A 25,009-nucleotide genomic window follows, 5' to 3' on the forward strand; every position below is an offset into this window, starting at 1 on the left:
GGAGGGACATTGTATTTCGTCAAAGTCGTTTTTCTCTGCACTCTATTCCCAGAGGTTATGTCATGGTGAGGCGGCTCAACCTGCGCCAGGTCGAGGCCTTCAAGGCCGTGATCGAGTACGGCACCGTCAGCCGCGCGGCCGAGATGATGAATGTCTCGCAACCGGCGATGAGCAAGCTGATCGCCCATCTCGAAGAGGATACCGCCTTACGCCTGTTCGACCGGGTCAAGGGCCGGCTGGTGGCGACGCGGCGCGGCATGCGCCTCTATGAGGAGATCGATCGGATCTTCGCCGGCGTGCGCCAGGTCGAGAACGCGGTCGAGGCGATCCGCCGCGACGAGCAGAGCCGCCTCTTGATCGGGGTGATGCCGGCGCTCTCCGGCTCCTTCATCCAGGAGGCGACCTCGCGCTTCCTCGCGCGGCAGCCCGGCGTGTTCTGTTCGGTCCAGTCGCGCAGCTCGCAATGGATCTCCGACGCATTGGTCACGCACAGGCTCGATGTTGGCCTGATCATCGCCCCGGTTGACAACCCCTATGTCGCCGCCGAGCCAATGATGGGCCATCCGGTGGTCTGCATCCTGCCGCTCGGCCACCCGCTGACGGCCAAGGAGGTGATCACCCCGCGCGATCTCGCCGGGGTCCCCTTCATCTCCTTCGATCCGGAGAGCCATACCCATCGCAGCATCAGCCGGGTGCTCGAAGGCCATGGCGTCACGCCTGAGGTGGTGATGATCGCGAACGTCTCGCCGACGCTCTGCGAGTTCGTCGCGGCCGGCGTCGGCGTCTCGCTGGTGCATCCGCTGATCGTCGGCGGCCTGCGCGACAAGATCGCGATCCGCCGCTTCGAGCCGGAATTCCAGCTCGACTTCCAGCTCTGCCGTAACCGCGACAGCCGCAATGCCCGACTGGTCGCGGCTTTCCTGGAGAGCGCCCGCGAGGCGGCGGCAGAAATCTCGCGGACTATCCTGACGCCGAATCCGGCCTGATCGTCGCGCTTGACCGCTATCCGATCAGGCCAAACCGTCATTGCGAGCAAAGCGAAGCAATCCAGGGGGGCGTGGAGTGCCGCCGCCCCTGGATTGCTTCGTCGCTTCGCTCCCCGCAATGACGGCCTTGCGAGCAAGGCAATCGAGGATGCTCCAGCCTCAGCGTGCCTTCAGCGTGGTCTTTTCCGTGATCGGCGGGGCGAGGTTGAGCGCGCCCTTCAGCTCGTAGCCGAAATCGAGCTTGTCGCTGCGGGCCCAGACCTGGCGCAATTCGAACAGCGGAATCGCGCAGACATCGTCCATGATCTTGCGCTGTGCCTCCTTCCAGAGCGCCTTCTGGGCGTCGGCGTTCGGTGCGACCCGCGCTTCCTCGATCTCCTTGTCGGCGATGGCGCAGTGCGAGAAGTTCGTCGCCGCGGTCGGGGTGTTGACCGTCGCGCGCGAGTGGAAGAACTCGCTGAGATAGGTGTCGGCGATCGGGAAGCGCGCCGCGCCGTAGAAGACGAGGCCGCTAAGGTCCTTGCGGCTCTGGCTCTGATAGGTCGCGTGGTCGACGACCTGCATCTCCAGCTTGATCCCGGCCTTGGCGAGTTGGGCCTGGATGATCTCCATGAAGGGCTGCTGCGCCGAGATGTTGGAGACGATCGCCTTGATGGTGATGCCGTCCTTGTGGCCGGCCTCAGCCAGCAGGGCCTTGGCCTTGGCGAGGTCGAAGCCGTAGCGCACCGTGCAGTCTTCGCCGAGATAGCCTGGCGGCACGATCGAACAGCCCTTGGGTCCGACATCCTTGCCGACGAAGCGCACGAGGTCGTCGACATTGACCGCAGCCGCGATGGCGCGGCGGACGCGGATGTCGTCGAGTGGCGGCTGGCTGCGGTTGATGTGCAGCAGCCGGTATTCGCCAGGCTGGAAGATCTCGACATTGAAGCCGGGGCGCTTGCGGGCGGAATCGACCCAGCGCTGCTCGCGCTTGCCGTAGAACAGGTCGAGTTCGCCGGAGGTGAAGGCGAGCTCGCGCGCGCTGTCCGACGGAATGGCGCGCATCATGATCGTGTCGATCTTCGGCTTGCCGCGGAAATAGTCGGGATTGGCGGCGAGCTTCACATATTGCTGGGTCACCTGCTCGACGAAGGTGAAGGGGCCGGTTCCGACGGGCTTGGCGCCATAGCGATCGCCGAGCTCCTCGCCGGCCTTGCGGCTGACGATGTTGCCGCCATGGTAGTTGGAGACGCGGCCGAGGAAATTGACGTCCGGATATTTCAGCGTGACCCGGACGGTGAGGTCGTCGACCTTCTCGACCTTGTCGATCGCCGAGAAGTCGGAGGAGAAGGTCGAGCGCTTCGGATCGCCGGCGCGCTGCAGCGAGTAGACGACATCGTCGGCATCGAGCGTGCCCCAGTCGCCGTGGAACTTGACGCCCTTGCGCAGATGGAAGGTCCAGGCCTTGCCGTCCGGCGAGGTCTCCCAGCGCTCGGCGAGATCGGGCTCGAGATCCTTGGGATCGGCGCTGCCGGGCTTGAAGCGGACGAGACCGTTATAGAGCCAGCCGATCAGCGACTTGTCGTCGGTCGCGCTGGCGCGATGGGCATCGAGCGTCGAGACGTTGCTGGCGCCGGAGCTGACCCGAAGGACCGTTTCCTGCGCCCATGCCTGCCCCTGGAGGCCTGCGAGCAGCATCAGGCCGGCAAGCCCGGCGGCATGCGTTCTCATTGTCTCGTCCCCTCGTTCCTTGTTGGAGCGATAGTGGGGACGGTGATCCCAGTCTGTCCAAGTCGAAATCTGGGATGGCGTATTCCGTGTGGTTATGGCGAACGGCGTTGTCGCTGCGCCTCTCAGTAGCGATTCCGCTGGGTGATGTCGCGGATCGCGGTCAGGCCGGACATCGCCTGTGGCGAGCCATTGGCCCGGTAGAGCGCCTGGAAGACCTGCGCGGCGTCGTCGAAGCGGCCTAGATTGAAATAGGACCAGCCGCGCATCAGCATCAGGTCGGTGCTCTCGGAGGCATATCGCGCCCGCTCGCCGAGCGTGATCAGCGCACCATTGTAGTCCTTGGCATCGTACTGGGCATAGAAGCGCTCGGAGAGCAGCAGGCTCTGAAGCTCCTTGCGGCGCGCCGGGGGCAGGTTGGCACTGGCGGCAGCGGCGCTGGCTTCGCCCGCCAGCCCCTGCTGAAGCTTCGCATAGGCCTTGCCTGCGGCGGCGTCGGCGGCGACCTGGGCGTTGCCGCTGCGCTGCGCGGCGTCGAAGGCCTCGGCCGCAGCTGCCGGCCGTTTCAGGTTGAGCAGGCACCAGCCGCGCTGCAGCGCCGCCGCCCCGCCTGTACCCGAGCCGCAGGAGCCGCTTCGCGGCCGTTCGACCACTGGGCGGCGCGTCACCGCCGCGGCGGGGATGTCGTCGTCGTAGCGCATCGTCGGTGCGGGCTCGGCCCGAACGATGCGACGTGGCGCCCGCTCGGCGGGCTCGGGGATCGGGGCCGTCCGCGCGATCGGGAGCGTCTCCGGCAACGGTCGGGTTTCCCGCTCCAGCGCTGGGGGATGTCTGCGGTTCGGATTCAGCAAATCGGCGATGCGCGGCGAGCGGTTGCGCCATTCGGCGATGATGGCGCGCAAGCCCGCCTGGTCGCGCAGGCGCTGATGCACCAGGGCGAGGCCATAGGCGGCCGGCTCGTAATTGCGATCCCAGGCGAGGGCGGTCTCGAACCAGGTCTCGGCCGGGGCGATCTGCCCGGAATTATAAGCATACCAGCCGAGGGCGGCGCCGCCCGGCGCGTAGCGGTCGACGCCGACCGTCCTGGCGATGCGCTCGATCACGGCGCGTTCGAGCCGCGGCGCCGGCTCCTGCGCGATCAGCGCGGTCGCGACGTCGAGATAGGCTTTTCTGTTCGCCGGGCCGGCTTCCAGCCATTGCGCGCCGAGAGTCTCGGCTTCCTGGTATTTCTGCTGCGCGCCGAGCGCGAGCACTGCCCCTTCCGCCGCCTTGGCGCCGCCATTGCGCGCGAGCGCGGTCTGGAACCAGGTCACGGCCTTGGCTGCGTCGTTATGGCGGAAGAAATAGAAGCCGAGCAGGATCGGATCGTCCGGCGTCGTCGCCGCATTGGCGAGAGCCTCGATGCGGCGGAGCTCGTCCGGTGTCGCTGTTAAGGTGGGATCGTCAGCCGCCTTGCCGACATGCCGTCGGGCGATCTCGTCGCGGATTCCTGAGAATTCGCTCTGCCGCTCTTGCGCCAGCAGCGGGCCGAGCTGTGCTTCGGACAAGGTGGCGAGCGCCTTCTGCATCGTCCCGACCCGCTCGGCCGGATTGGTGCAGTTGGTCAGCACGTAGGAATAGGCGTCGCGGGCCCGTTCCGGCGCGCCGGTCTGGGCGAAGGCCTCGGCCACGCGCCAAAGCGCGTCGACATTGGCGCAGGTCAGCAGGGCCGGCGTTTCGGTGCCGATCCGGATCACTTGCTCCCATTGCTTGGCGTTCGAGGCGTTCACCAGGCGCTGGCCCGCCTCGGCCCGGTCGAGCTGGGCGATGAGGTCGGCTGGAACCTGCCAGTTCGGATCGGCGCTGCTGCGCTGGGCGATCGCGGCCCGTGCCTCGCCGAACTTGCCCTCGGCGAACAGTTTCCAGATCCGCTCCAGCTCGGGATCGCCGGTCGGTTGCGGCGAGGTCAGATCCGTCGGCGGCTTCCATTCCGGATAAAGTGCGCGCAATCGGGCGAGCTCCGCCTCGTAGCGGCGTGTGTCGCCCTGGCTGGCGAAATAGCGCAGAGCCGTCTCGTCGACCCTCTGCTGCTGTCCTGGCGCCGCCGGGCGTCCGGGCGCGGCCGGCACCTGGGCCAGTTCGGTCTCGGCCTGCTCGGCCGCAGGCGGGGCCGGCTGGGCAGGATCGGGATGCGTCTCGGCCTGCGCTTGCTGGACGGCTGGCACCGGCGCTTCGGGCCAAGGAAGGCCATGGCCATAGCGGCCCAGCCCGTAGAAGGCGGCGCTGGAAGCCGCGACGGCGATCAGCACGGATTTCACATGCATTGCGGATACCTCTCGCTCAGCATCGAGAGGGCGAGCAGGTGCAGTGTCGATGGGTAATAGGCTGTCGGCTGAAAGGTCTTCAGTTCGGCCGGGATCGGGGTGCGCTCGAGCGCGCAGGCCATCGCTGCGGACAGGATGCGATAGCCGGCGTCGGGCAGCGGCTCGGCCGGCTTGCCGCTCGGCACGTCGATCACGGCGGTGCCATTGGCCCAGGCTTGCCGGAATGGCTCGAGGCGCTGCCTGTCGGCGAGGCCGGCGCGCAGCAGGTAGAGCGGGATGCGCAGCGCGTTGTAGCCGAACTGCGGCGGGAACCCTTCGGCCGGCTTCGGCTCGCCCTTGAGCGAGAGCCAGTCGGCGGCGGGGATCTTTTTCCTGGCGAGGTCGTCGAGCAGCTTCAAGCCGCTCGCCTGGACCTGCATCCAGCCCTGATCGCCGGTGAGGCGCGTCAGGATAGGGAAGGCTTCGAACACCCAGTAGGACGGGTTGACCACCGGCCCGTCCGGGCGCTCCTGCTCCGAAAAACCCTTCGCCGCCGGCATCAGCCAGGTCTCGCTGCCCCGCTTCACCAGCGCGACCTTGGCGAGCGAGCGGGCGATCTGGCGGGCCGCGGTGGTGTAGGCCGGCATCCCCCAGCGCGTCCCGGCACAGGCGAGGGCTTCTGCGATCAGGAGGTCGCCGTCGCTTGCGTTGTTGATGTCGCTGATGCGGGGCGTTGCCTTCGGATCCCAGCGCCAGGCGGCGAGCCCGTCGTCGCGGATCAGGAGCTCGGTCCGGGTGAAGGAGAGGATGCTGGCGAAGCTGCCGCGGTCGCCGGCGAGGCAGGCCAGCAGCAGCCCGTAGCCCTGGCTCTCGCTATGGCTGATGCCGCCATTGGCGTCGTCGACCACGCGGCCTTCTGCCGTGACGAATTTCTGCCGGTAGAGTTCCCAGGCGCCGGCCGGAAGCGCCGCCTGCGCGCCGGAGGCGAAGCCGAACAGGGTTGCGGCCAGGGTTGCGACGAAGCGCTTCATGAACGCCTCCCCAGGCGGCCGAGCATCAGCGAGGTGCCGATCCCGAGGGCGATGCAGGCTGCCAGCAGCGTCAGCGCGTAGATGCCGATATTGCTCGACATCCAGTTGGCGAAGACCAGGCGCATATTGGCGAGGCTGAATGCCCGAGTCATGACGAAGGATGTGCTGTCCGCCGAGATGACGTGATTGTCCTGCCCGCTGCGGAAGGCCGTGATCTTGCCGGCGATGCCGGCCCAGTTGCCGGGGGTTACGAGCCTGTCGATGTTCTTCTCCAGAGCCTCCTCCTGGCGCACCACGAAGGCGGTCCAGACCTGGCGCGTGTCGGGGTCGGTTGCCTGGGCGGCGATCAGCTCGGCCCCTTCGGCGGGTTCATACAGCGAGGGCGCGCGCGAGGGGGTGCGCAGCTGTGCGAAGGACAGGTCGAAAGTGCGCTGCAGCCATTGGTCGAAGCCGATGAAGTAGCGGGCGAGCGGGCCGCCGAGCGAGCCGCGCCAGCGGTCGCGGATCGCCTCCGTGGTGGGCGCGGCGCCGCCGGAATCCTCGGGCGTGACCTGCCGGCCCTGGAAGCGGTTGATAACCGCGTCGAAGACTGCGGTGCCTTCGGTCTCCGGCACGACGACGACCGCGTCCGCGCGCTGCGGCCAGGTGTTGCGGATGTTGTCGGCGATGCCGACGCGCGGCAGCAGCCCGGCCGGCAATTGGCCGGCGGCGCCGACGATCAGGGCAGGGCGGTTGCCGACGGTGGCGGCGCTGCCGAGAAGGTCGACCGGGAGCGGCCGGTCGGCGCGTTGGGCCAGCCTTGCGAGCAGGGTCGCGGCGGCGCCGAGATTGGGCAGGTCCTGCCGGCCCATGATCAGGCCGACATGCGCCGCGATCGAATAGGGGAAACCGGTGCCGGCCACGGCGGCGAGGTTCGGGCTCACCCCGATCTTGGCGAAGTCCGGGATCGCCAGCGCGGTCGTGTCGAACAGGGCGAAGCGGTTCTTGCCGGGCAGGGTCGCACCCGGTCCGCAGGCAAGGTCGGAGCGCGCCAGCGTGACGGCCTCGAACCAGATCTCGTTGATCCCGGGCCGGAAATGCCGGAGCGGGATTGGAATCGGGGCTTGCTGGAATAGCCCGCCGCTGGCTGCGTTGAGCGGCACGGTCGCCGCGACATTGCCGTTGACGAAGATTTCGATTCGGCTGGCGCCGGGGAGGACTTCCTCCGAATAGGCGCCGTCGAGATAGAGCGTCGCCTCGCCATAGGCGTTGGCGTAGAAATCCCCCGGCATGGCGATGACGGTACGCACGCGCATGCGCCGCCCGGAGGATTCCTGGGTGGACACGCCGAGCTCCGAGAAACGCAGCACTTGGCTGTTGGAGATGAAGGGCGCTTCGGGCACGTGCCAGCTCGACGTGTCCATCGTCTTGCGGTTGATGTTGGTTGGCCGCAAGACCGGTCCGGTCAGCAGCTTGGCGACGATAGCCTCGAGGTCCGGCCAGGTCTCTCCGGTGACCAGCAGCGCGGCAGGTCCGAGCTTGGGATTGGCGACGAAGCCGAGGAAGCTGCCGGCTCCGGCCTCCGCCGGCAGCGTGCCGAGGAGCTCGCGCAGTTCCTTGCTCGTACCCAGCAGGACGGTCAGTACGCCGGGGCGGATACGCTCCGGCAAACGCTCGGAGACCCGGACCGCCGCCTGGCTGTAGCGGCCGCGCAGCGCCACGCCTTGCGCCACCGCGAGGATACTGTTCGCCGCCACGGCGCGGGTCGCGCCGGGCGCGACGATGTGGATCGTCGTCTGCCCGGTCTCGTCACCGCCGACGGATGGCAGGTCGTCGATACTGCGCAGGCGCGATTGCTGCGCCGGATTCCTGAAGCTGAGCCGCGTGCCGGCGCCATCGACGCGCGTCCACAATTCATAGGTGGAGGCGACAGTGCAATCGGTACGGTGGCGCTGCGCGGCTTCGAAGCGGATCGTGTTCTGGCCGGGCCTCAGCAGGCCTTTGCGGATTGCGGTGGAGGTCCGCTTCAGGCGGTCGGAGGAAGCGATCGGCGCTTCCATGATGCGCTCGCCATTGATGCGTACCGTCAGGCGTGAGGCTTCGGGCATCACCACCAGCGCATTCTGGAAAGCGAGGTCGAGATTGAGGTCGGCGCTGGCCTCGTCCTGGGTCAGGTAGAAGGCCCAGCTGCGGCTATCGTTCTCGCCTTCGAGCGTGACGCGGGCGGCCGGCAGCAGCGGCTTGAAGGCGAAGCTGGCGGGAACCGCCGGCGCAACCGGCGCCGGCTCGGTCAGTGGTCTGGGCTCGGCCGGACGCGAGGCCGGCGGTTGCTGACCCGGCGGCGCGATCATGAACGGCGCCGGCTCGCGTGGCGGGGTCGGCTGAGCCTCCTGCGCTCGGGAGCCGGAGCCCGGATTCCCGAGCGGGATGATCGCCGCTGCGGCGAGGATAGGAAGGAGACGCGCCCTCATTCCGCTGCTCTCCGCGCAGGATTGGAGCGGGCGAAGCGGGAGAGGCCGAAGAAATAGGACAGGCCGCGGCTGGTCTGGAACACGGCGATGCGCAGGAAGCGCAGGGTGCCGTAGACGACGCCCATGTTCTGGCGTCGCGCCTTCTGGAAGTTGCTCCAGATCCCGGCATCCGAGAAGGCGAGGTCGGCGATGATGCGGCTGTGCAGCGGCTCGCTCGGTTCGTAGCGGCAGCCGAGCACCAGCCCCTTCTCGTCCGCGGCGAGGCGGACGATGCGGACGGGGAGCGCCCCTCTCGGCATCGCGATCGAGGTTTCGAACGAAATCTCACCCTGGCTGTTGACCGGCAGTTTGTCGAAGCCCTTGGACAGGACCCGGATGGCGACGCCGTCGACGGAGACATTCTCGGTGATGACGGGTGCTGTCCGGCCGTCGATGCTGATCTCGCCGCGACGCTTCACCGGGAATCGCCGGGCGCCACGCCCTTCCGGCCGCTCCGAGACCACGCCGAGCGCGCAGCCCGCCATCAAGAGGTTGAGGATGTTCCACAGCCCGACCACCAGCGTGGTGTCGGCATTGTAGGGCTGGACGATGGTGCGCCAATAGGTGGCGACGACGCCGAGCGCCAGCACGGCGAAGATGATGAAGAAGGGCAGGCCGAGCTCGGAGATGCGCCGCGTCCCGAGCTCTTCACTCTTGGCGGTGACCTTGAAGGTCGGCTTGCCGGGATTGATCAGGACCGAGATCACCGCCGGCAACAGGTAGACCGACTGGATGAATTCGTAGAGCTCGGAGATCCATGGCCAGCGATAGCGGCCATACAGGTAGTTCTGCATCATCAGGTTCACGGCCATGTAGCTGAAGACATAGGCGATGAACTCGGCGCCCGAGGCGGTGAAAATCTCCAGCCCGAAGAAGAGATAGCAGAGCGGCGCGACCAGGAAGGTCAGGCGCACGAACGGGAACAGCCAGAACAGGGCCGAGGAGGAGTAGCACAGGCGCTGCGGCAGCGAGAGGCCGCTTTTGAGCATCGGGCGGTGGTAGATCAGGATCTGCATCATGCCCTGCGCCCAGCGCGAGCGCTGGCCGATGAAGCTCGCGAAGGTGGCGGGCTGGAGCCCGGCGATCAGCGGCTTGTCGACATAGATGCTGTTCCAGCCGGTGGCGTGCAGGGTGATCGCGGTCTCGGCATCCTCCGTGATGCTGCGGCCGGAGAAGCCGCTGGTGGTCTGCAGCGCGGTGCGGCGCAGCACGGCGGCTGAGCCGCAGAAGAACGAGGCGTTCCACTTGTCGAGACCGCGCTGGATGATGCCGTAGAACATCTCGTTCTCGGATGGCATCGCCTTGAAGGTCTTGAGGTTGCGCTCCAGCGGATCGGGATTGATGAAGAAGTGCGGCGTCTGCACCAGGAACAGCTTCGGGTCCTCGGCGAAATAGCCGATGGTCTCGGTCAGGAAGTTGCGGGCCGGCGCGTGGTCGGCGTCGAAGACGACGACGAGATCGCCGCTGGAATTGGCGAGGCCGTTGTTGAGATTGCCGGCCTTGGCGCTGAGGTTGCGCTCGCGCGTCAGATAGGTGCAGCCGAGCCCCTCGCAGAGCTTCTGCAAGGTTGCCCGGCGCTCCCGCGCCGCGCTGGCGGCGACGAAGTTGTCGGCGTTGCACTTCTCGTCGGTGCCGCCGTCGTCGAGCAGATAGACGGTGAGGCGACCAGCCGGATAGTCCATGGCGAGCGCTGCCGACAGCGTCGTCGCCAGCAGCTCAGGTTCCTCGTTGTAGGAGGGCACGAAGACGTCGACCGCGGGGGCGTCAGCGGGAATCGGCGGCGCGCTCTTGCGCCGCGGCAGCGGCATTGCCACGACGAACAGGCTTAGGAAGAGCATGCCGATATTGTAGAGTTCGGCCAGATAGAGGATCAGGCCGGGGATGAAGTCCTCGAGTTGGTTGACCGGCGGCAGCGTGCTCGTCGTGCGCCAGTAGATATAGCGCAGCACCATCGCCGTCCCGAGGCCGAGCGCGATCAGCCGCCAGACGCCATAGGGGCGCAGGAACTTGAGCAGGATCATCGCCCCGACCACGATCGTCCCGGCGATCAGGTGCGCCTGCAGGCTGATCGGCAATGTGATCAGCGCGACGACCACTGCCGTGGCGATAGCCCAGAAGATGACGTAACTCGCGGTTCGCATCGGCTCGGACGCTTCGCTTCCTCAGGGCGTTGGGGGCGGTGGAACGGTCGGGTATCCCTCCAGCGGCCTGTCGGGAACCGGCTGCGGGTCGTGGGAGCGATCGGTTTCGGCCTGCGGGGCCCGCGCTGGCCGCGGCCGGGCAACTCGCCGGGGCGCGGGAGCATCCGGTGCCTGCAGCATCGGATAGATCGGCGCTCCGGCCTTGCCTAGCTCGGGCGCAGGGGCCGGCGCATTCCCGGCCGGGTTCCAGCCGCTGCGCCGCAGCGAGGCGTTGAGCGAATACTCGTAGGCGAGGCGCAGCAGCACGGCTTCGCTCGCCTTGGGATCGCAGATGCGCATGCGGACCGAGACCGCCCCCGATTTCGGCCGGAAGATGCTGTCGCCGTCGGCGATGCGCTGCCAGGCATAAAGGCAGGCTTCTCCGCCTGGTCCACGGCCGAAGGCGTAGCCGAACGGACCATATTTGTTCTGGACGAAGACGGCCGAGGGCGACATGGCGACGCCGGGCAGGCGCTCTTCCATGTCCTGCGCGACCGCAAAGTCGTCGATCCCCGGCAGCTTGAGCAGGTTGCCTTCGACGCCGGTGCTGTCCGGCAGGTCGGCCGCGGTGAAGAAGGCGACCTGGATCGTATTCTCGCCGGGTGTGCGGCCACGCGTCGCCAGCGAGATCGTCTGCGCCACGGCGTTCTCGTAGCTGCGCTGGGTGACGCCGATCACCGGCGGGCTGCCGGGAGGCAGGACGATCATCGCCCGGCTCGGGTCGACGGAAAGCGAGCGGGTGGCGGTGACCAGTTCGGAATCGGCTAGTCTCTGTTCGCCGCAGCCTGCAACTGTCAGGCACAGGCAACCGGCCACGACAGATATCGCCGCGCGCCGCTGCGCCGTATGGCATCGTCCCGAACGTATGGCCGGACCCTGTCCTGCGACGTTCATTGGCGCGCCGGTCGATGTCTGATCGGCATCGTCATATGTTGACCATCGATTAATACAGGTTAACGCGAGCTTACTGTCCGCTGCGCATCGGCAATGCGGCCTGAGCCTCCGATTCTCTGCTGCAATACAGATGATTCGCACGATTATTCCAACCGCCGATGATGGCGGCTGGTTGCGCAGTGGCTCGGCTCGGCCGGCCAGCGGGTGCTTCGGCGATCTAGTTTTGCGAGGATTCCGGGCGCTGCGCTGCGCTCTTCAGCCCCAGCAGCGCAAGGGCCAGCAGCGCGAGCGAGGCGAGCGCATTCCAGCCGGCGAGCGAGAGGCCGAGGAAGCGCCAGGCGGCCTCCGTGCAGGAGACGATGCGGGTCGTCTGCAACTGCTTCATCAGGTCCTGGACGCCGGCGCCCGCGGGGGCAGGCGTGCCGCCGCAGTCGTTAGGGCCGGCGAATACACCCCATTCCACGCCGGAATGGTAGACGCCGAGCCCGGTGCTCCAGGCCATCAGCAAGGCGAGAGCGATCAGCGCGGCGATCTGGAGCCGGCGCGAGCGGGCGAAGAGCAAGGCGAGCGTGGTGAGGCCGATCACGGCGTAATGCGGCGCGCGCTGCTCGAGGCAGAGCTTGCAGGGTCGCAAATGCAGGACCAGCTCGAAGAACCAGGCGCCGGCGATGAGAGCCAGGCTCGCGAGCCCGATCAGGGCGATCAGGCGGCGGGGATCGGCGAGGAGGCGCGAGACGGAGCCGGTCATGGGGTGCTTCAGCAGGAGAACATCTGGCCCGAGCCTGTCAGCAGCTTGAGGCCGAAATAGAGCAGTATCAGCAGCGCCGCGCCGCCGAGCGCGATCAGCTTCAGCCGCTTCTCGATGAAGTGCCGGATCGTCTCGCCATAGCGGCGCAGCAGGAAGGCGAGGGCGAAGAAGCGGGCGCCGCGCGCCAGGATGCAGGACAGGATGAAGAAGCCGAGCCCGATATGGACGGCACCGGCCAGGATCGTCACCACCTTGATCGGCGGCAGATGCGCCAGGCCCGAGGTGGTCAGCAGGAGCAGGGTGGTGTCGGGACCGGCGCAGGCGCGCAACTGCTCGAAGGCGTCGAGCTTGCCGTAGAAGGCGAGCACCGGCCGCGCCAGCGCGTCGAAGGCATAGTAGCCGAGCGCGTAGCCGGCGATGCCGCCCAGCGTCGAGAACACGGTCGCGATCAGCGCGAGGCGATAGGCCCGCTCGGGCTTGGCCAGCGCCATCGGCACGAACAGCACGTCGGCCGGGATCAGGAAGAAGGAGCTCTCGATGAAGGCGACGACGGCGAGCCAGGCCTGTGCGCTGCGGCGCGCGGCGAGCGAGAGCGTCCAGAGATAGAGGCGTTCGAACATGCCGCCCCTTAACGGGCGCCGGGCCTTCCGTCCATGGGGCCGATGCCGCGGGGAAAGGCGATCACGCGAGATTGACCGGCTCTTGCCGATCGCTATAGTCCGCCCGCCCGAAAGGGGCCCCTGTGGCGGAATTGGTAGACGCGCTCGACTCAAAATCGAGTTCCGCAAGGAGTGCTGGTTCGATCCCGGCCAGGGGCACCATTCAGGTCGTGTCTTCACCATTCGGCAGCGGCCGGATTCAACGGTCAGCGCCATGCATCCCACAGTTGAGAGAATTCTGCGCCGCCGCAATATTCCGGTGGCCGATTTCAGCGCGGCCGTGGCCGAAGCCCTTCGCCTGCTTGGTGACCAGTCCACGATCAGCGCGCGCATGCAGGTCGCCGCGGCGCTGTCGGCGCATCCGGGCGGACGGCTCTGCGATGTCGGCGGAAGCACCTCGGCCTATCTCGTCGTCGCGCATGCGCTCGGCACCGCCGTGACGGTGGTCGACACCCTGCCCTATGCCGACGACGATACGCCGGGTTTCCCGGACGAGGTCAGGCGCCGGCTGGCGCTGTTCGACAAGCTCGGCATCGAAATCCAGCGTTCGGATATCTTCGCGACGCCGCTGCCGTCCGCCACCTTCGACGTCGCCGTCGCCTTCGAGACGATCGAGCATTTCGACCATTCGCCGAAACCGGTGCTGAGCGCGATGGTGGATGCGCTGGTGCCGGGCGGCCGGCTCTGCCTGTCGACGCCCAATATCGCCCGCATCGACATGCGGATGCGCCTGCTGCGCGGCAAGACGGTCCACGAATATTTCCCTGCCTTCTTCCATGACGGCAACCCGTTCCTCGGCCACCATCGCGAATACACCCTGTCGGAGTTCCAGGCGCTTCCGGGCATGCTCGGGCTGGAGCCGGTCGAGGTCTTCGCCGTGAACGCCGCCTATGAGAGCCGCAAGACCAAGAATGCCTGGCAGCGCTTCATGATCGGCCTGGAGGAGCGCCATGGTCTCGGCGACCGGCTGCTTCCGCGGAGCTGGCGCAAGCATGTCTGGCTCGATGCCCGCAAAGAGGGCGGCGCCTAACGGAGCGGCATGCCGCCTCGTTCGGGTCGCTGCCCTAAAATCGCCTTTCGCGCTGGCTCTGTCTGCGTCCGAATCGTTCAGGACGGACAGCCGAGGAGTCACAGCATGAGGCCAATCGCCATCGCCGTCGCAGCCAGCGTTCTCGCGGCCATTCCGGCCTTCGCCCAGGAACTTCCGCAGCGCAAGCCGGGCTTGTGGGAAACCAAGTCGATGAGTGCCGAGGGAGAGACCGTTGCCAAGCAGTGCGTCGGGCCGGGCACCGACCGTGCCATGTTGGGCGGGATGACCGGCGGAGCCTGCTCCAAGGTCGAGGTGAAGAAGTCCGGTACCGGCTATACGGTCGCGACCGAGTGCACGGTCGGCCAGATCAAGGCGGTCGGCAACAGCGTCATCACCGGTGATTTCCAGGCGACTGTGCGCACCGAGGGCGTGACCACGCTCACCGGCATGCCGGGCCAGGCGGGGTCCGTCGAGCGCAAGCTCGTGGTCGAGGCCAAGCGCGTCGGCGACTGCGGGCCGGGCCAGAAGCCCGGCGACGTCATCCTGTCCGACGGAAGGGTGATCTCGATGCCGGGGGCGGCTGCTCCCAAGCAATAGCTGACAAGCCAGTCAGCCCTGTTCGCCCGCGATCACGCCCTTGCGGAACAGGAAGCAGCCATAGGGGCGGGGGTCGCCGACCTGGACCACGGCGAAGGCCTGCTTGGCCGCTTCGTAGAAGGCAAAGCGTTCGATGCCGGCGAGCGGTTCCGCTCGGCCGAGTGCGCGGTCGAGTTCCGCCTGTACCTGTGTCTGCACGTCCGGGATCGCTGCGGCATCGCCGACGACCAGCATGCGCCGTGCCGGTCGGGGCTCGAAATCGTCGATCGGCAGCACCGAGAGGATGGCGCGCGCCGCCCGCGCCATGGTGAGGCCGGGCAGGCGCACCAGCCGGCCGCTCGTGGTCGCGCGGGCGATCTTCTCGGCCGGGTGATTGGCGTCGACGAGCGCGAGGTCGTCGCCATGGCCCATCGCCGCGAGCACCCAGAGCAGGTCGGCGGAGAGGATCGGGTCGATATTCCTGAGCATGTCACTGGCGTCCGCGCTGCGAGAGGTAGAGTTTTGCCGCATTGCCGCCGAAGACGGCAGCGCGCTGCGCTTCGGTTAGGCCAGCTAGCAGCGTTTCGGCGGCCTCGAACCATTGCGCATAGGAGGCGCGCAGCGTCACAACCGGCCAGTCGCTGCCGAAGATCAACCGCTCCGGGCCGAAGCTGGCGAGGAGGTGCTCGACGACCGGCTTCAGCGTCTCAGGCGTCCATTCCGGGCCGGCTTCGGTGACCAGCCCGGAGAGTTTGCAAGTGAGGCGAGGGTGCTCAGCGAGCGCGCTCATGCCGTCGCGCCAGATGGCAAGGTTGCCGATGACGAGGTCGGGCTTGGCGCCATGGTCGATGACGCAGGCAAGCTCGGGATGCCGCTCCAACGCAGTGAGCATCGCCGGGATATGGCGCGGCTTCAGCAGTGCGTCGAAGACGAGGCCATGTGCTGCCATCGCTTCGAAACACGGCGCCAACTCGGGGCGCGCCAGCCAGTTGTCGCCCGCGATATCCTGGACCATGGGCCGCAGGCCGACGAGCAGCGGATCGTTCGCCAGGACCGCGATGCGTTCTGCCGCATCGTGCGCATCGAAATCGGTCCAGCCGACGACGCCGGCGACGAAGGGCGTCTTCGCGGCGATGTCGAGCAGATAGGCCGTCTCGGCCTCGGTCGGTGCCGCCTGGACCAGGATGGTGCGCTCGATACCGTGCGCAGCAAGCAGAGGGGCGAGGTCAGCGGGGCCGAAATCGCGATGGATCACGCCCAGCGCCGGTGTCAGCCAGCCATAGTCGCCGCGGGCGAGGCTCCAGAAATGCTGATGGGCGTCGATGCGCATGGCGTCAGACCGGGACCGGAACATCGGCGCCGAGCAGGCCTTCGGTCCTCAGCTCTGTCCAGAGCGCTGCCGGAATGGGTGCCGAGAGCTCGGCGACCTGATCGGCGACCTCCTCCGGCTTGACCGCGCCCATGACGAGGCACGCCACCGCAGGATGGCCGAGCGGGAATTGCAGCGCCGCGCGGCGCAAGGGCACGCCATGCCGCGTGCAGACCGCTTCGATTGCCGCAACGCGAGCGAGGATCTGGGGCGGGGCTGGCTGGTAATTGTATTTGGCACCGGCAACCGGGCCGGTGGCGAGGATGCCGGAGTTGAAGACACCGCCCAGCATCAGGCCGATACCCTTCTTCGCTGCCAGCGGCATGAAGGAGGCGAGCCCCGGCTGCTCCAGCAGGGAATAGCGCCCGGCGAGCAGCATCGTGTCGAAATCGCCGGCGCGGGCGAAGCGCTCGCACATCTCGGCCTCGTTGACGCCGACGCCGATCGCCCTGAGGGCGCCGGCGGCGCGCAGCTTGTCGAGCGCGCGATAGGCGCCGTCCATGGCCTGCGCGAAGCGAGCCTCGATCGTGCCCTGTCCATGCGTCCAGACATCGACGTCGTGGATTAGCACGACATCGATCCGGTCGACGCCGAGGCGCAGGGCCGATTGTTCGAGCGAGCGCATGGTGCCGTCATGGGAATAGTCGAAGCGCAGCCCGTGCGGCAGGCCGCCGAGGTAGCCTGAACCGTTCCCGCGCCCGGCGAAAGGTTCGGCGACGCGCCCGACCTTGGTCGAGATCGCGACATCCTTGCGTCCCGAGCGCCGCAGCGCCGCGCCGATCCGGTGCTCGGAGAGGCCGTGTCCGTAGAGCGGCGAGGTGTCGATCAGGTTGATGCCGGAGGCGAGGGCCGCCTCGACTGTTGCGATCGCGCTGGCTTCGTCGAGATGGGCATAGAGATCGCCGAGCGGCGCGCCGCCGAAACCGAGCGTCGTGACCTCAAGACCTGAGCGGCCGAGCGGCCGGATGGGAAGCGTGGAAGTGGTCATCGGAAGCGGGCACCCGGTCGCGTTGCATCACTATGTGCACGTCAACATGTTAGCTTGCAACCGCCTTCGTTCCGGACTAGCGTGCGCTCCATTCCGGTGGATGAGGGTCGTGTTGAGCCCGCCTGCCGGAACAGGATCAAGACGGCCTGCAACGGCCGCGCATCAGTCCAGGGGAGGACATCCATGACCGAGATCTTGAAGCCGACGCGGCGTGGCCTGCTGCGCGGCGCTGCCGCGCTCGGCGCGACCGGAGCCATCGCCTCGCCGCTGGTGCTGCGCGAGGCGCGCGCCCAGGCCGCCTTCAACTGGAAGCGCTTCTCCGGCCAGTCGATCGACGTGCTGCTGGTCAAGAACCCGCGTTCGGACCTGTTCCAGGCAGCCGAGAAGGAGTTCACCGAGCTCACTGGCATCAAGGTCTCCTCCGAGCAGGTACCGGAGCAGCAGCAGCGCCAGAAGGCGGTGATCGAGTTCGCCTCGGGCAAGCCGAGCTTCGACGTCAGCGCGATCTCGCTGCATGTGCAGAAGCGCATGGCTGCCAAGGGCAAGTGGTTCGCCGACCTCGCGCCGATGATCAAGGACGCCTCGCTGACCTCGCCCGACTTCAATTTCGAGGATTTCGGCGCCGGCGCTGTCGCCTACGCCCGCCAGGCCGACGGGGCGCTCGATACGCTGCCCTATTTCGTCGACTACTGGATGGTCTACTACAACAAGGAATTGTTCGACGCGAAGGGCGTCGCTTACCCCAAAACCATGGACGAGATGGCGGTCGCCGCCGCCAAGCTGCACGACCCGGCCAAGGGCGTCGCCGGTTTCGTTTCGCGCGGCCTGAAGAACGCCAATGTCCCGGTCTGGGCCTGCCTGCTGCTCGGCCAGGGCGTCGAGACCACCTCGGCCGACGGCAAGCTCCTGACCGACACCCCGGAGGCGATCTGGGCGGGCGAGCTCTACAAGAAGCTCAACAAGGACACCGGCCCGGTCGGCTCGGTCGGCTTCAACTGGAACGAGTGCCAGACCACCTTCATGCAGGGCCGCGCCGCGATGTGGCTCGACGGCATCGGTTTCGCGACGCCGCTGGAAGACCCCAGCAAGTCGCGCATCGTCGGCAAGGTCGGCTATGGCGTCACCCCGCCCGGGCCGAAGGCGCACCATGCCGGCATGTTCGGCGACGGCATCGGCATCTCGCGCGGCTCCGCCAAGAAGGAGGCGGCCTGGCTCTACATCCAGTTCATCACCAACAAGGCCCAGCAGCTCGCCATGCTCAAGGCCGGCGCCGGCGCTCCGGCCCGCTCCTCGGCTTACAGCGACACGGCGACGATCGAGGCGTCGAAGTTCGGCAAGCAGTATTTCGACTGCCTGCTGCAGTCGGCCAAGATCGCCCGCGCCGCGTTGCCGCAGATCGTTCCGGTCACCGAGTTCCGCGATGTCTTCGGGGTGGCGCTGACCAACGCGATCGGCGGCGCCGATGTCGCGGCCGAGCTGAAGAAGGCGACGGAAGCCTTCGCGCCGGTGCTGGCCAAGAGCGAGCAGGGTTGAGCCGAGCTTGGCCGCCGAACGCGTCATGGTCGGGCTTGTCCCGACCATCCACGTCTTCCCGCGGCCAGGACGGTGTTCAAGACATGGATGCTCGCCACAAGGGCGAGCATGACGGTGTGAGTTTCCAGAGCGAGTAATGACCAGCACCACCTTGCCAGCCAGTAGCCTGACGACCCCGGCGCAAGCTCCTGCGGCGGATTCGCAGGATTTCACGCCGCGCTATTGGCTGTTCTCGCTGCCGGCGGTGCTGATCATCGCCAGCGTGATCGTCTTCCCCTGGCTGTTCACGCTCTACATGTCCACGCAGGACTGGAAGATTGGCGGCGGGCAGGAATTTATCGGCCTGCAGAACTTCGTCGAGCTTCTGCGCGATCCGCGCTTCATCGAGTCGATGGGGCACACCTTCTACTACACGGTGCTCGCGGTCGTGCTGCCGATCCTGTTCGGCACGGCGGCGGCGCTGGTCTTCCATCGCGAATTCCCGTTCCGCGGCCTGCTGCGTACCATCTTCGTCATGCCGATGATGGCGACGCCGGTCGCGGTGGCGCTGGTCTGGACGATGATGTTCCATCCCCAACTCGGCGTGTTGAACTACCTGCTCTCGCTCGTCGGCATCGGTCCGCAGGCCTGGGTCTATTCGCCCAATACCGTGATCCCGACGCTGATCCTGGTCGAGGTCTGGCATTGGACGCCTTTGGTCATGCTGATCGTGCTCGGCGGATTGGCCGGGCTGCCGCGCGAGCCGTACGAGTCCGCTCTGATCGACGGTGCCAATGCCTGGCACATGTTCCGACACATCACGCTGCCGCTGGTCTGGCCGTTCATCATGGTCGCGATCGTGATCCGCACCATCGACGCGCTGAAGGCCTTCGACACGATCTTCGTGATCACCCAGGGCGGGCCGGGAACAGCGTCCGAGACGCTCAACATCTTCCTCTATCTGCAGGCCTTCCAGTTCTACAAGATCGGCTACGCCTCCGCCGTCGTGGTGATCTTCTTCGTGATCATCATCATGCTGTCGCTGCTGCTGCTCTATGCGCGCCAGAAGTCGAAGTGGAACGCGTGATGAAGCGGCTCCTCTCGAAATTCGGCTTCTACGCCTCGGTCTTCGTGCTGGTCTCGCCGGCGGTGCTGGTCTTCCTCTGGATGATCTCGCTCTCGCTGAAGAACGAACTCGACAACACCGCCTTCCCGCCGGTGTTCATCCCGAGCCCGCCGACCTTCGCCAACTATCTCGACGTGTTCGAGAAGAACAATTTCGCGCTCTACCTCTGGAATTCGATCCTGGTGACGGGCGGAGCCGTGTTGGTCGGTCTTGGCGTCGGCGTGCCCGCCGGCTACGGCATCGCCCGCGGCAAGGCCCATAAGTTTGCGATCCTGATCCTGGTTGCGCGGATGACGCCGGCGCTGTCCTATCTGATCCCGCTCTTCCTGCTGTTCCAGATCACCGGCCTCGTCGGCACAATCACCGCGCTAGTGATCACCCATCTCGTCATCACCATCCCGATCATCGTCTGGATCATGATCGGATACTTCGAAAACGTGCCGATGGAGCTGGAGGACGCCGCCCGCATCGACGGCGCCACGACCTGGCAGGCCTTCCGTCATGTCGCGCTGCCTTTAGCGCGACCCGGCATCGTCGTCGGCGGCATCCTCGCCTTCATCTTCTCCTGGAACAACTTCATCTTCTCGGTTGTGCTCGGCGGCAAGGCGAGCCGCACGCTGCCCTCGGCCGTCTACAATTCGCTGACCTTCGAGCAGATCTCCTGGGGGCCGCTCGCGGCCGCCGCCCTGCTCGTCACGCTTCCCGTCCTATTGCTGACAGTCCTCGCCCAGCGCGAGATCGTCGCTGGCCTCTCCGCCGGAGGGCTCAAGGATGGCTGACATCGCCTGCCAAATCTCCCAACCGAACATCTCACGGAAAGACGCTTCGCAATGGCTCTGAATCCCAACCGCTTCGGCCTCTCCTGCGCCATCACCACGCCGATGCGGGAGGGCGGCGCCGTCGATCTGCCGCGGCTCGTCCACCATGCCAGGCATGTGCTCGCCAACGGCTGCGACAGCGTCACGTTGTTCGGCACGACCGGCGAGGGCGCAGCGCTTGGTGCCCCGGCTCGCACCGCCATGCTCGGCGCTTTGGTCGGCGCCGGCATCGACCCGGCCAGGCAAATCTATGCCGGTGTCGCCGCCGCCTCGCTGCACGAGGCGGTCGACCAGGCGCAGACGGCGCTCAACATCGGCGCCAAGGGCCTGCTGGTCGCGCCGCCCTTCTACTTCAAGGGCGTCGGCGACGAGGGGCTCTATGCCTGGTTCTCGCAGTTCTTCGAGAAGCTCGGCGCTTCCGCCCGCAACACCATCCTCTACCACATCCCCTCGGTGACGGCGGTCGACATCTCGGTCGGGCTGGTCGAGCGGCTGAAGAAGGCATTCCCGGGCGTCGTCACCGGCGTCAAGGATTCCTCCTGCGACTATCCGACGACCGAGGCTTTCCTGAAGGCGCATGGCGAGCTCGCCATCCTGGTCGGCGACGAGCGCCTGCTCGGCCGCGCCGTCCGCGCCGGCGCGCAGGGCTCGATCTGCGGTGCCGCCAACCTCGTGCCGCATCTGCTGCGCCCGATCGTCTACGAGGGCGCCGAGGATGCGACGGTGAACGCGCTGGTCGACGAGATCTGCTCCTATCCGGTGCTGCCGGCGGTGAAGGCGCTGGTCGGCCATCTCCATGGCGATGTCGGCTACGGCTCGATGCGGGCGCCGCTGGTCGCGCTAGATGAAGGCCAGCGCAAGGCGCTGTTCGCCGCCTTCGACCGGATCACCCGCGCGAAAGCTGCCTGAGGAGGATGCGATGAGCCAGTCCGAGCCGGAACGCGACGGCGAGCCGCTGAAGCTCAGGGAGCGGGCCTATGCCAGCTTCACCGAGCGGCTGCTTGCCCGCGAGATCCGGCCGGGCCAGTTCGTCACCCAGCGCGAGCTCGTCGCCATGACGGGCTATCCGCTTGGCGCCATCCGCGAATTGATTCCGCGGCTGGAGGCCGAGGGGCTGATCAAGACCGTGCCGCAGCGCGGGATGCAGGTCGCCCATGTCGACCTCAACCTGATCCGCAACGCCTTCCAGTTTCGCCTCTTTCTCGAGAAGGAGGCGACGGCCGCCTATACCAGGAGCGCCACCGACGAGGAGATCGCCGAGCAGCGCCAGCGCCATGAGGCGATCATCCGGCGCGCCGAGGCCGGCGGCGACGAGACGCTGATCGAGGACGCGGAGAATGTCGACCGGCTGATGCACGAGATGATCATCGACCATCTCGACAACGACATCGTCAGTCAGGCCTTCCGCGTCACCTGGCTGAAGATCAGGCTGATCCGGCAGTACGAGACCCGGATCCAGAACCATATCCTGATCCCGGTGATGCAGGACCATCTCAAGATCATCGCGGCGATCGAGACGCGCGATCCGGAGGCGGCTGCGGCCGAGATGAGCGCGCACATCAACAACGCCCGGACGAGGGCGATGAGCTACTGACCAGCGATCAGGCGCCGATCGGAACGAGGCGCCGGGACAGCGAGCCGGAAAACCGGCCGCTCAGGGAGGAGAACGACGATGACGAAGCTGACGAAACGCGGTTTTCTGGGCGGCTCCACCGCTGCCGGCGCGATGATCGCGATGCCGACCGTGCTGCGGGCGCAGGCGACCGTGCTGCGCTGGGGCGAGATGCTGCCGACCACGCATCCGCAGGTGCAGATGGTCGACCGGATCGCCAAGGAGGTGAAGGAGAAGACCTCGGGCCGCGTCGACATCCAGTCCTTCCCCGCCGGCCAGCTCGGCTCCGGCAAGGACATGATGGAATCGGTCGCCTCCGGCGCGCTGACCATGACGACGGACGGCGCCGCCGCGCTCGGCTCCTTCCTGCCGCAGCTCTCGGTGGTCGAGGCGCCCTATCTCTGGCGCGACCCGGCCCATATGGCCAAGGTCGCCAAGGCGCCGGTCTTCGCCCAGATGAACGAGGAGCTGATCAAGAAGCGCGGCATGCGCATGGCGGCAGTGACCTATTACGGCAAGCGTCATCTCACCACCGGCTCCAAGGCAGTGAAGAGCGCCGCCGACTGCGCCGGCCTGAAGCTGCGCGTGCCGCCGGTCGACACCTTCCGCGCCATGGTCGAGGCCTGGGGTGCCAAGGCGACGCCGGTCAATTTCAACGAGCTTTACCTCGCGCTGAGCCAGGGCGCGGTCGACGGCCAGGAGAATCCGCTGCCGACGATCCACAGCGCCAAATTGCAGGAAGTGCAGAAGCACCTGATCCTGACTGGCCACATCATCACGCCGCGCCTGATCGTCATCAACCAGGACTTCTGGAAGGGGCTGAAGGACGCCGACCGGATGATCCTGGAGGCGGCGATCGCCAATGGCGTCGCCTGGCAGGATGCCGAGCTGGCGAGCCAGGAGGGCAGCCTCGTCGCGACGCTCAAGGCCGCCGGTATGAGCGTCACCGAGCCGGACCTCGAAAGCTTCAGCAAGCCGGTGCTGGCGAGCCTGCCCAAGCAGTTCGAGAGCAAATGGGGCAAGGGCACCTGGGACGCGCTTGCGGCGCTTTAAGCGAGCATTCGTCAGCACCCGTCATGGTCGGGCTTGTCCCGACCATCCACGTCTTCGCTTCGCTGATCGAGCGCGGTGTTCAAGACGTGGATGCTCGCCACAAGGGCGAGCATGACGGTAGCGCCAGCGACTTTTGATCACCCAACATCAGGGCCTGCCGTTCAGTGAAACCCCTCGTCGCCTTCACCGACCGCCTGGTCCGCGCCGCTGCAGTCGGCCTCCTGCTCGCGCTGCTCGTCGCGGTTCTCCTCGGCGTCGCCTCGCGCCAGCTCAACGCCCCGCTCGCCTGGACCGATGAGCTGGCGCAGTATCTGCTCGTCTGGACCGGCTTCGTCGGCTGGATCATCGCTGCCCGGCGGCGCTCGCATATCCGCATCACGGTCTTTGCTGATCTCCTGCCGAAGCCGGCCGGGCGCCTGCTGGAGATCGTGACGCAGGCCGCGATCATCCTCTTCGCGGCGATCCTGATCCGCTATTCCTTCGGGCTGATCGAACGGACCTGGGATGTCGAGTCGATCGCGCTGCCGGTGTCCAGCGCCGCGCTCTACATGGTGATGCCGCTCGCCGGCCTCGCGCTGATCCTGCAGGCGCTGGCCGAGATCGGCGACGTCATCGCCGGCCGCAAGATCGAAACAGCCGAGCCTGGGACGCAGCCGCTATGAGCACCCTGATGCTGCAGATCCTGCCGGTCTGGTTCATCGCCCTGCTGATGGGCGTGCCGCTCTTCGTCTCGATGGGGCTGGCGGCGATCGCCTTCGCCTTCTTCGGCGGCTTCCCGCTCGGGATCGTCCCGCAGAAGATCGCACAGTCGGCCAACTCATTCCCGTTGCTGGCGGCGCCGCTGTTCATCCTGATGGGCAACATCATGAATTCGGCGGGGATCACCGACCGGATCTTCGCCTTCGCCACGGCCTGCGTCGGCTGGCTGCGCGGCGGGCTCTGCCACGCCAACATCCTCGCCAGCGTGATCTTCGCGGGCATGTCGGGCTCGGCCGTGGCCGATGCCGGCGGCGTCGGCACGCTTGAGATCAAGGCGATGCAGGACGAGGGCTACGATCCCGAGACGGCGGCCGCGATCACCGCTGCGTCAGCGACGATCGGGCCGATCATCCCGCCCTCGCTGCCGATGGTGATCTACGGCGTCAGCGCCGACGTCTCGATCGGCGGACTCTTCCTCGCCGGCGTCATCCCGGGCCTGCTGATGGCCGGGGCGCTGATGGCGATGGTCGTCTATGTCGCGGGGAAGCGCGACCTGCCGCGCCATCCCTTCCCCGGCGCAGCCCAGCTCTGGGTCGCCTACAAGGAGGCACACTGGGCGCTGATGACGCCGGTCATCCTGTTCGGCGGGATGATGGCGGGCATCTTCACGCCGACCGAGGCCGCAGCGGTCGCGACCGCCTATGCCATCGTGCTCGGCCTCTTCGTCTACAAGAGCTTCTCGCTGAACGACCTGCCCGAACTCGTCGTGCACACCGTCGAGACCACCGGCGTCGTGCTGGCGCTGGTGATGACGGCGGCGGCGCTCGGCTGGTGCCTGTCGATCTCGCGCATCCCGCAGACGGTCGGGCCGATGCTGGTCGATCTCGCAGGCAACCCGCTGATCTTCCTCCTGATCGTCAATCTGCTGCTGCTTTTCGTCGGCTGCTTCATGGAAGCGCTGGCGGCGATGCTGATCCTGATCCCGATCCTGACGCCGGCCGCGGCGCAGTTCGGCATCGACCCGATCCAGTTCGGCCTGATCTTCGTGCTCAACCTTATGATCGGCACGATCACGCCGCCCGTTGGCGTCGTGCTCTTCGTGACCTCGAAGATCGCCAAGATCAGCTTCGAGGCGATGTCGCGGGCGATTGTGCCCTGGCTCCTGCCGCTACTTGCCGTGCTCGTCGCGATCACGCTCTGGCCGCCGCTGACGACCTGGCTGCCGAACCTCGTCCTCGGCAAGTGAGATC

The 25,009-nt window shown here is 67.0% G+C and carries 22 protein-coding genes and 1 tRNA gene; 12 read left to right on the forward strand and 11 right to left on the reverse strand.

Annotated features, from left to right (window positions below; all coding sequences use genetic code 11):
- Positions 1-62: 62 nt before the first annotated feature.
- Complete coding sequence (locus ACQKLX_RS13575) at positions 63-986, forward strand: LysR substrate-binding domain-containing protein (protein WP_152013397.1); 924 nt, start codon at positions 63-65, stop codon at positions 984-986.
- A 159-nt stretch (positions 987-1,145) separates the two neighbouring features.
- On the opposite strand, the gene ACQKLX_RS13580 is transcribed toward ACQKLX_RS13575, so the two are convergent.
- The 8 genes from ACQKLX_RS13580 to ACQKLX_RS13615 form a co-directional block, all read right to left on the reverse strand.
- Positions 1,146-2,696: an ABC transporter substrate-binding protein gene (locus tag ACQKLX_RS13580; protein WP_427362093.1), complete on the reverse strand. Its 1,551-nt coding sequence runs from the start codon at positions 2,694-2,696 to the stop codon at positions 1,146-1,148.
- Between the two features lie 122 nt (positions 2,697-2,818).
- Positions 2,819-4,996, reverse strand: coding sequence for a tetratricopeptide repeat protein (locus ACQKLX_RS13585; RefSeq protein ID WP_427362094.1), 2,178 nt, complete (start codon positions 4,994-4,996; stop codon positions 2,819-2,821).
- Positions 4,987-6,006, reverse strand: a complete 1,020-nt coding sequence (locus ACQKLX_RS13590) for a family 8 glycosyl hydrolase (RefSeq protein ID WP_427362095.1) — start codon at positions 6,004-6,006, stop codon at positions 4,987-4,989. Before ACQKLX_RS13590 ends, ACQKLX_RS13585 begins: the two co-directional genes overlap by 10 nt.
- Entirely contained in the window at positions 6,003-8,456 is a 2,454-nt protein-coding gene (locus ACQKLX_RS13595) for a cellulose biosynthesis cyclic di-GMP-binding regulatory protein BcsB (RefSeq protein WP_427362096.1), read from the reverse strand. Before ACQKLX_RS13595 ends, ACQKLX_RS13590 begins: the two co-directional genes overlap by 4 nt.
- Positions 8,453-10,636, reverse strand: coding sequence for a UDP-forming cellulose synthase catalytic subunit (gene bcsA, locus ACQKLX_RS13600; RefSeq protein ID WP_427362097.1), 2,184 nt, complete (start codon positions 10,634-10,636; stop codon positions 8,453-8,455). Before bcsA ends, ACQKLX_RS13595 begins: the two co-directional genes overlap by 4 nt.
- A gap of 21 nt (positions 10,637-10,657) precedes the next feature.
- Positions 10,658-11,383 (reverse strand): cellulose biosynthesis protein BcsN, encoded by a 726-nt coding sequence (gene bcsN / locus ACQKLX_RS13605; protein ID WP_427362098.1) that lies wholly within the window; start codon positions 11,381-11,383, stop codon positions 10,658-10,660.
- Positions 11,384-11,786: 403 nt separating this feature from the next.
- A complete protein-coding gene (locus tag ACQKLX_RS13610; RefSeq protein ID WP_427362099.1) occupies positions 11,787-12,317 on the reverse strand; it encodes a disulfide bond formation protein B in 531 nt (176 codons plus the stop codon).
- Positions 12,318-12,325: 8 nt separating this feature from the next.
- On the reverse strand, positions 12,326-12,937 hold the full coding sequence (locus ACQKLX_RS13615) for a YqaA family protein (protein ID WP_427362100.1): 612 nt from the start codon (positions 12,935-12,937) through the stop codon (positions 12,326-12,328).
- 116 nt (positions 12,938-13,053) lie between these two features.
- Between ACQKLX_RS13615 and ACQKLX_RS13620 the strand changes: the two genes are divergently transcribed.
- The 3 genes from ACQKLX_RS13620 (at position 13,054) to ACQKLX_RS13630 (ending at position 14,603) form a co-directional block, all read left to right on the forward strand.
- Positions 13,054-13,138 (forward strand) — tRNA-Leu (locus ACQKLX_RS13620).
- Between the two features lie 97 nt (positions 13,139-13,235).
- On the forward strand, positions 13,236-14,006 hold the full coding sequence (locus tag ACQKLX_RS13625) for a class I SAM-dependent methyltransferase (RefSeq protein WP_427362101.1): 771 nt from the start codon (positions 13,236-13,238) through the stop codon (positions 14,004-14,006).
- A 105-nt stretch (positions 14,007-14,111) separates the two neighbouring features.
- Entirely contained in the window at positions 14,112-14,603 is a 492-nt protein-coding gene (locus ACQKLX_RS13630) for a DUF3617 domain-containing protein (protein ID WP_427362102.1), read from the forward strand.
- A gap of 12 nt (positions 14,604-14,615) precedes the next feature.
- Here the strand turns inward: ACQKLX_RS13630 and ACQKLX_RS13635 are convergent, their stop codons facing one another.
- The 3 genes from ACQKLX_RS13635 to ACQKLX_RS13645 are packed head-to-tail and all read right to left on the reverse strand — an operon-like array spanning position 14,616 to position 16,939.
- A complete protein-coding gene (locus ACQKLX_RS13635; protein WP_427362103.1) occupies positions 14,616-15,071 on the reverse strand; it encodes an RbsD/FucU family protein in 456 nt (151 codons plus the stop codon).
- A gap of 1 nt (position 15,072) precedes the next feature.
- Positions 15,073-15,912 (reverse strand): amidohydrolase family protein, encoded by an 840-nt coding sequence (locus ACQKLX_RS13640; protein WP_427362104.1) that lies wholly within the window; start codon positions 15,910-15,912, stop codon positions 15,073-15,075.
- 4 nt (positions 15,913-15,916) lie between these two features.
- A complete protein-coding gene (locus tag ACQKLX_RS13645; RefSeq protein ID WP_427362105.1) occupies positions 15,917-16,939 on the reverse strand; it encodes an aldo/keto reductase in 1,023 nt (340 codons plus the stop codon).
- A 183-nt stretch (positions 16,940-17,122) separates the two neighbouring features.
- On the opposite strand from ACQKLX_RS13645, the gene ACQKLX_RS13650 reads away from it, so the two are divergent.
- From ACQKLX_RS13650 to ACQKLX_RS13685, 8 genes are all read left to right on the forward strand, one after another.
- Positions 17,123-18,472 (forward strand): ABC transporter substrate-binding protein, encoded by a 1,350-nt coding sequence (locus tag ACQKLX_RS13650; RefSeq protein WP_427362106.1) that lies wholly within the window; start codon positions 17,123-17,125, stop codon positions 18,470-18,472.
- 136 nt (positions 18,473-18,608) lie between these two features.
- Positions 18,609-19,538 carry a carbohydrate ABC transporter permease gene (locus ACQKLX_RS13655; RefSeq protein ID WP_427362107.1) on the forward strand — a complete coding sequence of 310 codons (930 nt, stop codon included), beginning with the start codon at positions 18,609-18,611 and terminating at the stop codon, positions 19,536-19,538.
- Positions 19,538-20,356, forward strand: coding sequence for a carbohydrate ABC transporter permease (locus ACQKLX_RS13660; protein WP_427362108.1), 819 nt, complete (start codon positions 19,538-19,540; stop codon positions 20,354-20,356). The genes ACQKLX_RS13655 and ACQKLX_RS13660 overlap by 1 nt, the downstream gene beginning before the upstream one ends.
- A gap of 51 nt (positions 20,357-20,407) precedes the next feature.
- Positions 20,408-21,304: a dihydrodipicolinate synthase family protein gene (locus ACQKLX_RS13665; protein ID WP_427362109.1), complete on the forward strand. Its 897-nt coding sequence runs from the start codon at positions 20,408-20,410 to the stop codon at positions 21,302-21,304.
- 10 nt (positions 21,305-21,314) lie between these two features.
- Positions 21,315-21,989, forward strand: coding sequence for a GntR family transcriptional regulator (locus ACQKLX_RS13670; RefSeq protein ID WP_427362110.1), 675 nt, complete (start codon positions 21,315-21,317; stop codon positions 21,987-21,989).
- A gap of 78 nt (positions 21,990-22,067) precedes the next feature.
- Positions 22,068-23,060 (forward strand): sialic acid TRAP transporter substrate-binding protein SiaP, encoded by a 993-nt coding sequence (locus tag ACQKLX_RS13675; RefSeq protein ID WP_427362111.1) that lies wholly within the window; start codon positions 22,068-22,070, stop codon positions 23,058-23,060.
- Positions 23,061-23,224: 164 nt separating this feature from the next.
- On the forward strand, positions 23,225-23,722 hold the full coding sequence (locus ACQKLX_RS13680; protein WP_427362112.1) for a TRAP transporter small permease: 498 nt from the start codon (positions 23,225-23,227) through the stop codon (positions 23,720-23,722).
- Positions 23,719-25,005, forward strand: a complete 1,287-nt coding sequence (locus ACQKLX_RS13685) for a TRAP transporter large permease (protein WP_427362113.1) — start codon at positions 23,719-23,721, stop codon at positions 25,003-25,005. Before ACQKLX_RS13680 ends, ACQKLX_RS13685 begins: the two co-directional genes overlap by 4 nt.
- The last annotated feature ends 4 nt before the right edge of the window (positions 25,006-25,009 follow it).

It is taken from the genome of Allobosea sp. NPDC003192 (assembly GCF_050275675.1).
GTDB lineage: Bacteria > Pseudomonadota > Alphaproteobacteria > Rhizobiales > Beijerinckiaceae > Allobosea.